Origin of the sequence: Streptomyces sp. NPDC057438 (assembly GCF_042802995.1) — a bacterium.
GTDB lineage: Bacteria > Actinomycetota > Actinomycetes > Streptomycetales > Streptomycetaceae > Streptomyces.
Map to the genome: position 1 here is coordinate 35,160 of NZ_JBHVDD010000005.1, position 14,361 is coordinate 49,520.

General features: G+C 75.1%; 7 protein-coding genes and 1 pseudogene. 5 read left to right on the forward strand and 3 right to left on the reverse strand.

Annotated features, from left to right (window positions below; genetic code table 11):
* Position 1 precedes the first annotated feature (1 nt).
* A complete protein-coding gene (locus ACFU5F_RS05215; RefSeq protein WP_383882173.1) occupies positions 2–2,422 on the reverse strand; it encodes a SpoIIE family protein phosphatase in 2,421 nt (806 codons plus the stop codon).
* A gap of 262 nt (positions 2,423–2,684) precedes the next feature.
* Here ACFU5F_RS05215 and lanKC point away from each other — a divergent pair, with 262 nt between their 5' ends.
* From lanKC to ACFU5F_RS05235, 4 genes are all read left to right on the forward strand, one after another.
* Positions 2,685–5,348, forward strand: coding sequence for a class III lanthionine synthetase LanKC (gene lanKC, locus ACFU5F_RS05220; protein WP_383882175.1), 2,664 nt, complete (start codon positions 2,685–2,687; stop codon positions 5,346–5,348).
* Between the two features lie 85 nt (positions 5,349–5,433).
* Positions 5,434–5,550, forward strand: coding sequence for a SapB/AmfS family lanthipeptide (locus tag ACFU5F_RS05225; RefSeq protein WP_005483995.1), 117 nt, complete (start codon positions 5,434–5,436; stop codon positions 5,548–5,550).
* A gap of 139 nt (positions 5,551–5,689) precedes the next feature.
* Complete coding sequence (locus tag ACFU5F_RS05230) at positions 5,690–7,528, forward strand: ABC transporter ATP-binding protein (protein WP_383882178.1); 1,839 nt, start codon at positions 5,690–5,692, stop codon at positions 7,526–7,528.
* On the forward strand, positions 7,528–9,690 hold the full coding sequence (locus ACFU5F_RS05235) for an ATP-binding cassette domain-containing protein (RefSeq protein WP_383882181.1): 2,163 nt from the start codon (positions 7,528–7,530) through the stop codon (positions 9,688–9,690). Before ACFU5F_RS05230 ends, ACFU5F_RS05235 begins: the two co-directional genes overlap by 1 nt.
* On the opposite strand, the pseudogene ACFU5F_RS05240 reads toward ACFU5F_RS05235, so the two are convergent.
* Positions 9,613–10,479, reverse strand: a pseudogene (locus ACFU5F_RS05240) (LuxR C-terminal-related transcriptional regulator); the annotation flags it as partial. The gene ACFU5F_RS05235 and the pseudogene ACFU5F_RS05240 overlap by 78 nt on opposite strands.
* Here ACFU5F_RS05240 and ACFU5F_RS05245 point away from each other — a divergent pair.
* Complete coding sequence (locus tag ACFU5F_RS05245; RefSeq protein ID WP_383882184.1) at positions 10,420–12,558, forward strand: SpoIIE family protein phosphatase; 2,139 nt, start codon at positions 10,420–10,422, stop codon at positions 12,556–12,558. The pseudogene ACFU5F_RS05240 and the gene ACFU5F_RS05245 sit on opposite strands and share 60 nt — an antisense overlap.
* 192 nt (positions 12,559–12,750) lie before the next feature.
* On the opposite strand, the gene ACFU5F_RS05250 is transcribed toward ACFU5F_RS05245, so the two are convergent.
* Positions 12,751–14,205 (reverse strand): S1 family peptidase, encoded by a 1,455-nt coding sequence (locus ACFU5F_RS05250; RefSeq protein WP_383882187.1) that lies wholly within the window; start codon positions 14,203–14,205, stop codon positions 12,751–12,753.
* Between the last annotated feature and the right edge of the window lie 156 nt (positions 14,206–14,361).

Here is a 14,361-nt window from a genome sequence, read left to right on the forward strand (position 1 = left end):
TTCAGTCGAGGGGGATCTCCGCCCACACCTGCTTGCCGCCGCTGACCGGGACCGTGCCCCAGGCCGTGGACATGGCCTCGACGAGGAGGATGCCGCGCCCGCCCGTGGCCTCCCAGCCGATGACGGTCGGCTTCGTCGGCGTACGGGGTGAGGAGTCGGCGACCGCGACGCGCAGGCGGTCGGCCAGGAGGGTGAGGTCGAGGCGGACCCGGCCGTCGGTGTGGACGAGGGCGTTGGTGACGAGTTCGGAGACGACGAGCAGCACGGTGTCGGCCGTGGACTCCACGCCCCAGCGGCGCAGCACCCGCCGGGTGTAGCGGCGGGCCTGGCCGACCGCCTGGGGGACCCGCCACACGCTCCAGTTCTCGCGCTGGGGCCGCAGGGCCATGCCGTCGTAGCGCACGAGCAGCAGGGCCACGTCGTCGTCCCGGTTGGCGCCGCCCAGGAGGGTGTCGGCGACCACCCCGAGGTGGGCGGGGTCGGCGGCGGCCAGTTCGGCGGCGAGATGGTCGAGACCGTCCTCGACGTCGACGTCGGCGGACTCGACGAGGCCGTCCGTGGTGAGGGCCAGCAGGGTGCCGGGGGCCAGCCGCAGCGGGCTCATGGGGAAGTCCGCGCGCATGACGACCCCGAGGGGCGGCCCGCCCTCCGCCTCGCTGATCTCGGTGGAGCCGTCCGGGTGACGCACCACCGGCGGGATGTGTCCGGCGCGCACGTACCAGGCGGACCCCTCCTCCATGTCGATGTCGACGTAGCAGCAGGTGGCGAAGAGGTCGGTCTCCATGTCCATGAGGAGCCGGTTGGCGTGCGAGACCACCACGTCCGGAGGGTGCCCCTCGACGGCGTAGGCGCGCAGGGCGGTGCGCATCTGGCCCATGAGGGTGGCGGCGCCCGCGTTGTGGCCCTGGACGTCGCCGATGACGAGGGCGACGTGGTTGTCCGGCAGCGGGATGACGTCGTACCAGTCGCCGCCGACCTCCAGACCGGCGGTGGTGGGCAGGTACCGGGCGACGGCGACCGCGCCCGGCAGCTGGGGCAGCCGGCGGGGCAGGAGCGTGCGCTGGAGCATGCCGACGAGTTCGTGTTCGGCGTCGAAGGCGTGGGCCCGCATCAGGGCCTGCCCGGCGAGGCCCGAGGCGGCGGTGAGCAGGGCGCGTTCCTCGGGGCCGAAATCGTGGGGGGTGTCCCAGCCGATCAGACAGGCCCCGGCCATGCGGCCCCCGGCGGGCAGCGGGAGGACGGCCAGACCGCCGGGGCCGACATCGGCGAGGGCGGGTTCGAGAGCGGCGCCGGCGGGCCAGATCCCGGCGCGTCCCTCGCGGAGCGCGGCGGCGAGGGTCGGCATGGTGCGCACGGGCGCGTCGGGCCACTCGGAGCGCCATTCGGAGCGCCACACCTCGGGCCAGATCTCCGGCTGCGGCGGATCGAGGACGGTGACGACCAGCCGGTCGCCCTCCAGCTCGGCGAGGGCGATCCGGTCCGCCCGGAGCGGCTTGCGCAGGGCGGTCACCACGGCCTGGCTGACGTCACGGACCGTACCGGCGGTGGCCAGGGCGGCGGCGAGGCGCTGGATGCGGGCCACGTCGCCGCGGCCGGTGCGCAGGGTGGAGGCGTCGGCGACGGTGCCGACGAGCCGGGCGGGCCGGTCCTCGCGGCCGGGCAGGATGCGGCCGCGCAGCCTGAGCCACTTCTGTTCGCCGGAGGGCTGCAGGATGCGGAACTCCAGCTCCCGGTCACCGATGGACATGTGGTCCGCCTCCACGACGGACATCAGCGCGGGCAGGTCCTCGGGCACGGTCTGCGCGATCAGTGTCTCCACCCGGCCGTCGAAGTCGTCCGGGCCCATGCCGAACAGCTCCAGCAGCCCCTCGTCGACCTCGACCCGCCCGGTGTCCATGGCCAGGTCGAACGAGGCGCCGGGCCCGGCGGGCGGCGCGGGCACGGAGCTGGTGACCGCCTCGGCGAGCAGGTCGAGGCACTGCCGGTCCTCGGCGCCGAAGGCGTCCGGGCCGTCCCCGACGGCGACGAGGCAGCCGCGCTCCCGCAGCGGCAAGACGCCCAGCGAGAAGTCCTCGGCGTGGGCGCGTCGGGCGTCGGGGTCCTCCTGGAGGTCGGCGGAGACGAGCCAGCGCGGCCGGCCCGAGCGGCACACGTCGGCGACCGGGGCGGCCCCCGCCGCCGGATAGCTGTCGCGGAGCCCGTACAGGGTTCTCGGGACACCGGCGGAGCCCGCCAGGAGCAGGGCGTCGCCCTCGCCGTCCGGGAGGTAGACGGCGGCGACGGCCGCACTGGTGAACACGAGCACCTGTTCGAGGATGGCGTGCAGCCGCTCGTGCGGATCGAGATGGCCGCCGAGCGACTTGAGCGCGAGTTCGGCACGCAGCGTCCTCGTTCCGCGTTCCGCAGCGCCTGCACTGACCACGTCCGTAATTACAGCGCTTCCGGCACGGTCGCGCAGCCCCTGGGACCGTCCCGCCGGGCCGGGGACCCGTTCCCGCGCCGCCCGGCCCGAAGAGTTTCGAAGGGGGTCGAACACATCTTTACGCATGCGTTCCGCACGGTGGGAGCGTGACAGGCGTGAGGGGTTTGTGGTGACAGCCGTGACTGTCGGGCACCGCCGCGGGCTGGAAGGCTCGTCCTCACTTGGCCCAGGGAGCGACGGCACACGACCCGGGGGAACCGGCATGGACAAGCGGTACGAGGCGTACGCGCTCGCCGACAGACACTTCTACGAGACACCGGACCGGATCCCGGCCGGCGACCGCGCCGGTACGGCGGCTCCCGGCTACGAGACCGCCGCACGCCCGGTCCCCGAGGGCTGGCGGGCCGTGCGGATCGGGGACTGGCTGACGCTGACGCCGGTCGACGACGGCGGACGGCCCCGTCCCGGACCCACCCAGGGATGGAAGGTGCACGCCTCCGCCACCCGGGGGAACGCGGACCGGATCGCGGCGATCGTGTGGGACTACTGCGTGCCCCGCGACATCCCGTTCAAGTTCGTGCCGGGCCCGCATCTGCTGCATCTGCGCAACGCCAAGTACGCGGCCCGCGACACCAGCGGCAAGTTCGTCACGGTCTACCCGGCCGACGAGGAGCAGCTGCACCTCGTCCTGCGCGAGCTGGGCGGCCTCCTCGACGGCCACGAGGGGCCGTACATCCTCACCGACCTGCGCTGGAACGACGGACCGCTGTACGTCCGCTACGGTGCCTTCGCCCGCTCCTTCGTCGTCGACGAGCGCGGCACGCTCGTCCCGGCGGTCCGCGACGGCGCCGGCACCCTGGTGCCGGACCAGCGCAAGCCGACCTTCCACGTGCCCGAGTGGGTGCCCCTGCCCGCCTTCCTGGAGCCCCAGCTGGCGGCGCGCAACACGACCACGGTCGGTGATCTGCCGTACCGCATCGACAAGGCACTGCACTTCTCCAACGGCGGCGGCGTGTACGTCGGCACGGACACCCGTGACGGCAGCCGGGTCGTCCTCAAGGAGGGACGTCCGCACGCCGGGCTGGCCGCCGACGGGGCCGACGCGGTGACCCGGCTGGAGCGGGAGAAGGAGGCGCTGGAACGGCTGGCCGGACTGGGCGTGGTGCCCGGCGTGCGCGACTGGTTCACTCTCGGCGACCACCGCTTCCTCGTCATGGACTTCGTCGAGGGCCGCCCGCTGAACTCCTGCGTCGCCGAACGGCATCCCCTGCTGTCCGCGGACCCCGGGCCGGGCGCGGTCGCCGCGTACACCGACTGGGCGCTGCGGGTGCACCGGGCCGTCGAGGAGGCGGTCGCGGCGGTGCACGCGCGCGGGATCGTCTTCAACGACCTGCACGTCTTCAACATCATGGTCGCGCCGGACGACCGGACGGTGACCCTCCTCGACTTCGAGGCCGCGGCCCCCGCCGAGGAGAACGGCCGGCAGACCGTCGCCCACCCCGGCTTCCTCGCGCCCCCGGACCGCACCGGCCCGGACGTCGACCGTTACGCCCTGGCGTGTCTGCGCCTCGCGCTGTTCCTGCCGGTCACCTCCCTGTTCGTGGTGGAGCGGGAGAAGGCCGCCCATCTGGCCACGGTGATCGCGGAGCGGTTCCCCGAGGTGCCGCGCGCGTTCCTCGACGAGGCGGTCGCGGAGATCACCCGGGGAAGCGGTGCCGCCGGGCCCGGGCCCGCAGGGTCCCGGGGGGTACGGGCGGCGGGCGGTGGCTGGCCCCTCGCCGAGCCCGGGGACTGGCCGTACAGCCGGGACTCGATGGTCAAGGCGATCCTGGCCTCAGCCACGCCGGAGCGCGACGACCGGCTCTTCCCCGGGGACGTCGCCCAGTTCTCCGACGGCGGCGGACTCGGCCTCGCGCACGGCGCGGCGGGCGTCCTGTACGCGCTCGCGGAGGTCGGCGCGGAGCGCTACGAGGAGGGCGAGCGCTGGCTGCTCGACCACACCGCCCCGGTGCCCGTCGGGACCCCGCTCGGCCTGTACGACGGTCTCGCCGGTGTGGCCCTCACCCTCGACCGGCTGGGCCACCGGCAGCGGGCCCTGGACCTGGTCGAGCAGATCCTCGCCGAGAAGTGGCACAGGCTGTCGTCCGACCTGCGCGGGGGTCTGGCCGGGCTCGGCCTGGTGCTGGACGAGCTGGCGCGGACCACCGGCGAGCAGGGACTGCGCGACCGCGCGGCCGAGGCCGCGCGACTCCTCGCGGACCGCCTCGGCGAGCCCCGCCCGGCACCGCCCCGCCGCCGCGCCGGTCTGCTGCGCGGCGCGAGCGGACCCGCCCTGTTCCTGCTGCGCCGGTACGAGGCGACGGGCGATCCCGCGCTGCTCGCGTCGGCCGGCGAGGCACTGCGGCAGGACCTGGAGTGCCTGGTCGACCAGAAGAACGGCGGGCTCGCCGTCGACGAGGGATGGCGGACGATGCCCTACCTCGGTGACGGGAGCGTGGGCGTCGGCATGGTGCTCGACGACCACCTGGCCGCGACGGGCACCGCACCGGGCGACTCGGGAACGGATGAAGTCGACGGCGCACAGGGCGGGTTCGCGGAGATCCGCGCGGGCGTCCTCACCGCCGCGACCTACCGCTTCTACGCACAGCCCGGGCTGTTCGAGGGCCGCGCCGGGATGATCCTCCACCTCGCCCGGACGGGCGCCCCGCGCGAGGCACTGACGGAACAGATCGCCGCGCTCGGCTGGCACTCGATGCCCTACGAGGGACAACTGGCCTTTCCCGGAAACCACTTGATGCGGCTCTCCATGGACCTCGGTACCGGGACGGCGGGATGTCTGCTGGCCCTCGGCGCGGCACACGCCACGGCCGACGGCGCCACCGCACACCTGCCGTTCCTGCCGCCGCCACGACGGCGGCCCCTGTGACGCGGTTCCGCCACCCGGCGGAGTCGTGACGTGACACCCCCGTCCCCAAGGCCCGCCGCGCGGGCCACGACCGAAAGGAATCGACATGGCACTTCTCGACCTGCAGACGATGGAAGCCGACGAGACGACCGGTACCGGCGGGCCCAGCTCCCTGAGCGTGCTGTCCTGTGTGAGCGCGGCCAGCATCACGCTCTGCCTCTGACCCGGCCGGGGCGCCCGGCTCGTCCCGGGCGCCCGTCGGACCGGCACAGCGGCTGAGCCGCGCCGACAGCCCCGGACGGTTCCTCTCCCCTGCCCGGGAAGGAACCGTCCGGGGCTCATCCATCCACGTCAGGACGGGTATGACGACGACCCTCCGCGAAGCCGGCGCCCCCGGCCCGGCAGCCGTGTCCGTCCCCCTGCTGCGCTCCGCCGTCCGCCACTCCGGTCCCCGCTGCACGGCCCTGGCACTGGTGTCCGTGACCGCGACGGGGGCGACCCTGGCACTGCCGCTCGCCCTGGGGCGGGCCCTGGACCTGCTGCTGGCCGGCGACCCGGGCGCCGCGCGCTGGGTGCTGTGGTCGACCGGGCTGGTGCTCGCCGTCGCCGCCCTGGACGCGGTCGAGACCGTGCTCGCCGGGACCACGAGCGCCCGGTCCACCGCCTGGCTGCGCCACCGTCTGGTCGGACACGTGCTGGCCGTGGGGCCACGGGCCGTCGGCCGGTTCGGGCCCGGCGATTTGGTGGCCCGGCTCGTCGGGAACGCGGCCCAGGCCGGAACGGCGCCCGCCACCGCGGCCGCGCTGCTCGCCGCGCTCACCGGCCCGCTGGGCGCTGTGGTGGCACTGGGCCTCATCGACCCGTTGCTCATGGTGGTGTTCCTGGCCGGAGCCCCGCTGCTCGCCCTGGTGCTGCGCGCGCTCGCCCGGGGCTCCTCCGACTGCGTCGCGCGCTATCAGCAGGCCCAGGGCCGTATCGCGGGCGGACTGGCCGAGGCCGTCGCCGGACACCGCACGATCGCCGCCGCGGGGACCGCCGACCGGACCGTCGCCCGCGTCCTGGGCCCCCTGCCCGAACTCTCCCGCGAGGGGCACCGGATGTGGCGGGTCCAGGGCCGGGCCGCCGCGCGGGCCGCCGCCCTGGCACCCCTGCTGCAGCTCTCCGTCGTGGCCACGGCCGGCGTCCTGCTGACCCGGCACCGGCTGTCCGTGGGCGAGCTGCTCGCCGCGTCCCGCTACGCGGTGCTGGCCGCAGGCGTCGGCGTCCTGGTCGGCCATGTCTCGGGCCTGGTCCGCGCCCGGGCGGGGGCGGACCGGCTCGCCGAGGTCCTGGCCGAGCCGCCGACCGCGTACGGCGAGCGGACGCTCCCGCCCGCGGAGCGGGGACTCCCGGTGGGATGCCTGGAGCTGCGCTCCGTGACCGTCCGGCGCGGTGGGCGCGCCGTACTGGACGGGGTCGATCTCGTCGTGCCGGGCGGGAGCACACTGGCCGTCGTGGGCCGCTCGGGGGCGGGCAAGTCGCTGCTGGCGGCCGTCGCCGGGCGGCTGGCCGACCCGGACGAGGGAGAGGTCCGGCTCGACGGGGTCCCCTTGCCCGAACTGGACCGCCGGGAACTGCGCCGGGCGGTCGCCCATGCCTTCGAACGCCCGGCCCTGCTGGGCGACTCCGTCACCGACACCATCGCCTTCGGTGTCCCGCGCCCCTCCCCGGCCCGCGTCCGGGAGGCCGCCCGCGCCGCGCACGCCGACGGCTTCGTCCGACGTCTCCCCGAGGGCTACGCCACCCCGTGCGCGGACGCCCCCCTGTCCGGCGGGGAGGCCCAACGCCTCGGTCTCGCCCGGGCGTTCGCCCGCGACGGCCGTCTCCTCGTCCTCGACGACGCCCTGTCCAGCCTCGACACCGTCACCGAGCACCGCATCACCGAGACGCTCCTCGCACCCGCCACCGGCGGCAGCCGTCTGATCATCGCCCACCGCGTCACCACGGCCGCCCGCGCGGACGCGGTGGCCTGGCTGGACGGGGGAAAGGTCCGGGCGGTGGGACCGCACGCCGAGCTGTGGCGGACGGCGGCGTACCGGGACCTGTTCGGAGAAGGGGCCGGGGCCGACGCCTCGGAGGACGGGGAGGACCGGGCGGTCCCGCCCGGCAGGGACGGGCCACGGGCCACCGGGTCCGGCACGCCTCCGCACGGCGGTGGGTGATGGACCGCCAGGACGAGCGGCTCCGAGCCGGCCGGGCGGAGACCGCACCGGGGCCGGAGACCGCGAGCCGCCCGGCGGACACCGGGCCCGTGCCACGGCCCGCTCCGGTGCCGGGCGCGTCGGGCCCGGCGGACGCGTGCGGGCCGGAGCGGGACGGACGGCCCGGGCCGTTCGGATCGAGCCGGTCCGGGACCGGTGGCGAACGGTCCGGGACCGGGCGGGCCGAGCACCTCTCCCCGCCCGGCCTCCCCCGTCGCGGCCTCCGCTTCCTCCGGAGCAGGCGGCGTGTCGTCGTACGACTGGTGCTGTGGTCCCTGCTGGAGACGGTGCAGACGTTCCTGACGGGGTACGCCCTGGCGCGGGCCCTCGACGACGGGTTTCTCGCCGGGCGCCCGGCGGCCGGGCTGGGGTGGCTCGCGGCCGGAGCCGGGGCGGTGGCCGTCGGGGCGTACGGGACCGGGCGGGTGTACGGGTGTGTGGCGGGGCTGGTGGAGCCCCTGCGGGACCGGCTGGTGCGCGAGGTGGTCGGGCGGGGGGTGCGGGAGGCGGACGGCGGGGCCCTGTCCGGGCTGACCCAGCAGGTGGAGATCGCCCGGGACACCTTCGCCGGGCTGGTGATGGTCTCGCGCTCGTTCCTGTTCACCGCCGCCGGGGCGCTCCTCGGACTCCTCTCGCTGGCCCCTGCGCTGCTGCTCGTGGTGGGCCCCCCGCTGGTCGCCGGCGTGGTGCTGTTCCTGTCGACGCTGCGGCCGCTGGCCCGCCGCCAGGAGACCTTCCTCGTCGCCGACGAGGCCCTCGCCGCCCGGCTCGGGGACGTCTGCCCCGGGCTGCGGGACATCACGGCGGCCGGCGCGGAGGACCTCGTCGCCGCCGACACCGGCCGCCGTGTCGACGCCGAGGACCGGGCCGCCCGCTCACTGGCCCGCTGGGGCGTCGTACGGGTCGCCGCCCTCGCGATCGGCGGCCACCTGCCCGTCGTCCTGCTCCTGGCCACGACCCCCTGGCTGCTGGACCGGGGAGTCACCGCGGGCGCCCTGATCGGCGCCCTCGCCTATGTCACCCAGTCCCTCCTGCCGGCGCTCCAGAACCTGGTCCACGGCCTGGGCACCAGCGGCTCCCGGCTCGCGGTCGTCCTGCGCCGGCTGCTGCCCCCGAGCCCCGCTCCCCACGAGGCGCACACACCGCCCCGGCCCGAGCCGCCGACGGCCCCGGCACCGCCTGACGCCGCTGCCCTCCTCGCCCCCGACCCCGGCTCCCCCCTCCTGGCCCTCTCCCTGTCCGGCGTCACCTTCGCCTACGGCCCGGGCGCCGACCCCGTCATCGACGACCTCGGCCTGCGCCTCCCCCATGGCACGCATCTGGCCGTCGTCGGTCCCAGTGGTGTCGGGAAGTCCACCCTCGCCGGGCTCGTCGCGGGCCTGCTGCGCCCCCGGCACGGCACCGTCCGCTTGTGCGGGGAACCGGTGTCCGCGGCCACATCGCGCGCACACCGGGTGCTCATTCCGCAGGAGGCGTACGTCTTCGGGGGATCCCTCGCCGAGAACCTCGGCGAACTGCGGCCGAAACCCGTGCCCGAGGAGGAGCTGTGGGACGCGGCGGAGGCGGTGGGGCTCACCGAGGTGATGGTCCGGCTGGGCGGCCCGGCCGGACAGGTCGACCCGCGCACACTGTCCGCCGGGGAGCGGCAGCTCGTGGCGCTGGGCCGGGCGTATCTCTCGTCCGCACCGGTCGTGATCCTCGACGAGGCGACCTGTCACCTGGACGCGGAGGCGGAGGAGCGCGCGGAACGGGCCTTCGCCCGCCGTCCGGGCACCACCCTGGTGGTGGTCGCCCACCGCGTCAGCTCGGCCCGCCGCGCCGACCGGGTGCTCGTCATGGACGGGCGGTCCGTCGCATACGGGGAACACGCCGAACTGCTGGCCCGTTCGCCGCTGTACCGGGACCTGGTCGGCGCCTGGTCCCCCGTACCCGCCCCGCCGCCTCGGCGCGGCGGGTGTTCCTCAGAGCCAGCCCTCGCCCTGCGAGATCCGGATGGCGTCGATCCTGTTGCGCGCCCCCGTCTTGCGGGTGATGGCGGCCATGTAGTTGCGCACGGTCCCGTGGGACAGGTGCAGGCTGCCGGCGATCTCGGCGACGGAGGCCCCCTCGGCGGCCAGGGATAACACGCTCAGCTCACGGCGCGTCAGCGGCATCTCGGCGGCCTTGAGGAAGCCGAAGCCGAGGGAGTCGTCGACGAAGCGTCTCCCCCGGGCGACCTCGCGTATCGCGGACACCAGCCGCTGCGGCGAGCCCTCCTTGTCCACGTACCCGAGGGCCCCGGCCTCGGCCGCGCGCTTCAGGAGTCCGGGTCTGCCCGCGTTGGCCAGGACCAGCAGCCCGGGGGCGGGGGCGGGTCCGGCCGCGCCGCGCAGGTCGCCCAGGGGCGGGATGCCGACCGCGTCGGCGCAGTCCAGGTCGGCCGCGCAGACGTCGGGCCGCAGGGAGCGCGCGCGGCCCGGCGCCGCCCGCCACGACGCGTCGTGGACCGCCAGGTCGGGTTCCTGGCGCAGCCACTCCGCGAGGACCGACCTGACCAGACATTCGTCGTGCACGAGCAGTACCCCGATCACGTTCGCCCTCCGCCTCCCGGCCGACCGATGTCCTCCGCCCCAAGCGCGTGCCCATTGTCGGCGGCCATGACCACACACCGGGGCGCGAAGAACCAGCCATCGGGGGGCGCGGGGGCGCACTCGCGGCGCCCGCGCGCCAGCGCGCGCATCAGGCGAGGGGGCATGGGCCGGGCGGGAGGGGGTACGGCGGTTCGTCCGGGACGGCGCTCGCCGTGCGTGGGCGGCCCCCGAGGAGGAGCCTGGACCCTGGAACCGTCGCGCGGCCGCGAGGAGGTGGTGGGCATGTCCGACATCCATGCGTCCGCGGGGCGGACGACCGTGGAGACGGCTCGCGTCGGCCATCCGCTGCTCTCCCTGGCGCTGGCCTCGATGATGGACGACGTCGGGGCCCACTCCGGGGCGGTGTACCTGCTGGCACCGGACGAGCCGGTCCTGGAGATGGCGGTCATGGCGGGCCTGCCGAGGTCGTTCGCCGCGCCGTGGGAGCGGGTGGGGCTGAGCGCGCCGGTCCCCGTCTCCGAGGCGGTGCGCGGTCAGCGGCTGGTGTGGGTCAGCGGCGAGGAGCAGATGGCCCGCCGCTATCCCCGGATCGCCGTGGTCCTGCCCTATCCGTTCGCCCTGGCCGCGCTGCCGGTGGCGACCCGCGACACCACCTACGGCGCCGTGTTCCTCACCTGGCCCGGCTCGCACCCGCCGGAGCTCAGCGAGCGCGAGCGGGACCAGCTGACCTCGGCCTGCGACCGGCTGGCGAAGCGGCTGCGGCGCGCGGAGGAGGAGGGCAGGCCGGTGCTGCCGGAGCCGGACCTGTCGGCGCCGTCGGCGACCATGGTGGCGGGCACGCTCGGCACGGTGGAGGCGGCGCGGATGGTGGCGCGGCTGCCGTACGGGATGTGCGCGCTCGACCTGCACGGGCGGATCACCTTCGCCAACGCGGCCACGGCCGAACTGCTCGGCATCCCGGTGAGCGGTCTGCTGGGCACGCAGCTGTGGGTGTCGGTGCCCTGGCTGAACGATCCGGCGTACGAGGACCGGTACCGGGCGGCGCTGATGAGCCAGCACGTGACGTCGTTCGTGGCGCTCAGACCGCCGAGCGACTGGCTGTCGTTCCGGCTGTACCCGGGGACGAACGGGCTGAGCGTACGGATCTCGCGGGCCCGTGCGGTCGCCGAGGCCGAGCACGCCTCCCGGGTGGAGGGGCCGGGCCGCCTGGTGACCATCCACCATGTGCTGGCGCTGGCGAGCGCGCTCACCGAGGCGGTGAGCGTGCAGGACGTGGTGGATCTGGTCGCCGACGAGATCGTCCCGGCCATCGGCGGCCAGGCCCTCGTGATGTACGGCTCCCGTGCCGGGCGCCTGCACGTGCTCGGGCACCGCGGTTACGCCGACCCGCACCTCGTGGAACGCTTCGACGGCACGCCGCTCACCGCGCCGATGCCCGGGGCGCACGCCCTCACCACCGGCGTACCGGCCTTCTTCGAGTCCCGGCAGCAGTTGGAGCATCTGTATCCGGTGCGGCGGGACACCCCGGACGGGCTGAACGCGTGGGCGTACGTCCCGCTGATCGCCTCGGGGCGGCCGGTGGGCACCTGGGTGCTCGGGTACGCGGAGCCGCACCCGTTCCCCGCCGACGAGCGCGCGGTGCTGACCAGCCTCAGCGGTCTCATCGCCCAGGCCCTGGAGCGGGCGCTGCTGTACGACGCCAAGCACCAGCTCGCGCACGGGCTGCAGCAGGCGCTGCTGCCGCACTCGCTGCCGTCGATCCCGGGGATCGAGGCCGCCTCCCGCTATCTGCCCGCCACCCGGGGCATGGACATCGGTGGCGACTTCTTCGACCTGGTCCTCTCGCACGGGCGGGCCTCCGCCGTGATCGGGGACGTGCAGGGGCACAACGTGACGGCGGCGGGCCTGATGGGACAGATCCGTACGGCGGTCCGCGCGTACACCACCGTCGGGCAGGCACCGCAGGAGGTGATGAGCAGTACCAACCGGCTGCTGATCGACCTGGGTTCGGAGCTGTTCGCGAGCTGTCTGTACCTGCGGCTCGACCCGGCGCACGGCACGGCGGTCATGGCGCGGGCGGGGCATCCGCCGCCGTTGCTGCGCCGGCCGGACGGGAAGGTGCGGGTGCTGGACCTCGCGGGGGGCCCGCTGCTCGGTATCGACGCGGCGGCGGCGTATCCGACGACCGAGGTGGCGCTGACGGAGGGGTCCGTGCTGGTCCTCTACACGGACGGGCTGATCGAGTCGCCGGGGGTCGACATCGAGGACGCGCTGGCCCATCTCGGGGAGCGGCTGTCGACGGCCGGGGAGCGGCCCCTGGAATGGCTCGCCGACCGTCTCGTGCGGGAGACGGAGGCGGCGGAGGAACGGGCGGACGACGTGGCGTTGCTGCTGCTGCGGGCCACCGGCACCGCCGGGTGACCCGGCCGCTCCCGCGTGTCCGCGCCGCACGGCGAACGAAAGCGGTCCGGCCCTCCCGCCGGAGGGCCGGACCGTTCCACCCGCCTGCCGCACCACGGAGGTGGGGCCGGCGGGTGGGACGTGGGACGACGGCCCGGGGTCAGTGGCCGCTGATCGGCGGGCCGTCGTCCACGTACGGGGTGGGGGTCCGCCTCAGCGCTGGACGCCCTGCTGCTCGGCACCCTGCTGCTGCTCGGCGCCCTGCTGCTCGGCGCCCTGGTCACCGGCGCCCTGGTCGTGCTGCTGGCCCGCACCGGCGTCGTCACCGGCACCGGCCGCGGCACCCGCACCGGCGTCACCGGCACCGGCGCCCTGCTCCTCGCCCGCACCGGCCGCGGCGGCGCCCTCTTCCTCGCCGGCACCCGCGGCGGCGGCGCCCTCTTCCTGACCGGCGCCGGCGGCGGCACCGCCGTCGGCCTGCTCACCGGCACCGGCGGCCGCACCGCCGTCGGCCTGCTCACCGGCGCCCGCGCCGGCGTCGCCGAGGGTCGCGCCGACCGCCGCGAGGGCGGTGGTGACCGGCTGGAAGAAGGTCTCGCCGCCGACGGTGCAGTCGCCGCTGCCGCCGGAGGTCAGGCCGATGGCCTGGCCGTCCTCGGTGAACAGCGAGCCGCCGCTGTCGCCGGGCTCGGCGCAGACGTCGGTCTGGATGAGACCGGTGACCGTGCCCTCGGGGTAGTTCACCGTGGCTTCGAGACCGGTGACCTGGCCGTCGGCGAGGCCGGTGGTGCTGCCCATGCGGAAGACCTGGAGGCCGACCTCGGCCTCGCCGGCCGCGTTGATGTCGACCGTCTGGCCGTTGCCGAGGTCGACCGTGCTGGCCGCCTGGGTCGCCGGGTCGTTGTAGTTGACCAGGGCGAAGTCACCGGCGCCGGGGAAGGTGGCGGTCGCGGCGTCGACCGTGCCGATCGGGGCGCCGCCCTCCTCCTCGGACCATTCGGCCTCGGCGACACCGCAGTGACCGGCGGTCAGGAAGGCCGGGGCGCCTTCGGCGTTGACGACGTTGAAGCCGGCCGAGCAGCGCGCGCCGCCGCCGAAGATGGCGTCGCCGCCCTCCAGGAACGTCTTGAACGTGCCGGCGGACTTCTTGATGGTCGCCATGCCCGTGCCGAGCGACTTGGTGGCCGACTCGATCGTGTCCCAGTTCTCGCCCCTGACCGTGGAGTCGGCGGTGACCTGGATCTTGTTCGTGCGGGGGTCGATGGCCCACGCGGTGCCGGGGACGCTGGCCTTCGCCTTCAGCGTCGCCGCGCCCTTCTGGAGCTCGGACCAGCTGTTCTCGACCTCACGGACCTCCGCACCGGCCGACTGGGCCTGGACGATCACGTTGTTGTCGTCGCCGTCGATCTGAAGGCCGTCGATGACGTTGATGATGAGCTGCTTCTCGGCCGAGTCGTAGTACGCGCCTGCGAACGCGTCCCCGAGTGCCTCACGGAGCTGGGAGGCGAGGTCCGAGGCGTCACTCGCGGCGAGCGTCTTGGGGGCGGCACCCTTCGCGTCCGTCTGCGACGCCATGGCGTTCGGCAGGATGAGGGCTGCCGCGCCGAGCGCCGCCACGCCGCCTGCAGCTATGAACGCCTTGCGCTTGGTGGCTCGTTTGTGACTCAACTCTTGACCTCCTGGGGACGGGGTCCGTGCCGCCGTCCGGCGGGTGAACTGGGGGCGCCTGGTTGCCAGTTGGTACGGATGCTTCCGGTGGGGTGTTCAACGCTCCGCAAAAAGATTCCGTTCTTCCATTTCGCAAAGCGCGCTACGCCCCCCGTT

Excerpts from the sequence above, each read along its gene's own strand:
- ACFU5F_RS05235 (WP_383882181.1), top strand. The coding sequence starts at position 7,528 with ATGGACCGCCAGGACGAGCGGCTCCGAGCCGGCCGGGCGGAGACCGCA.
- ACFU5F_RS05230 (WP_383882178.1), top strand. The coding sequence starts at position 5,690 with ATGACGACGACCCTCCGCGAAGCCGGCGCCCCCGGCCCGGCAGCCGTG.
- lanKC (WP_383882175.1), top strand. The coding sequence starts at position 2,685 with ATGGACAAGCGGTACGAGGCGTACGCGCTCGCCGACAGACACTTCTAC.
- ACFU5F_RS05225 (WP_005483995.1), top strand. The coding sequence starts at position 5,434 with ATGGCACTTCTCGACCTGCAGACGATGGAAGCCGACGAGACGACCGGT.
- ACFU5F_RS05245 (WP_383882184.1), top strand. The coding sequence starts at position 10,420 with ATGTCCGACATCCATGCGTCCGCGGGGCGGACGACCGTGGAGACGGCT.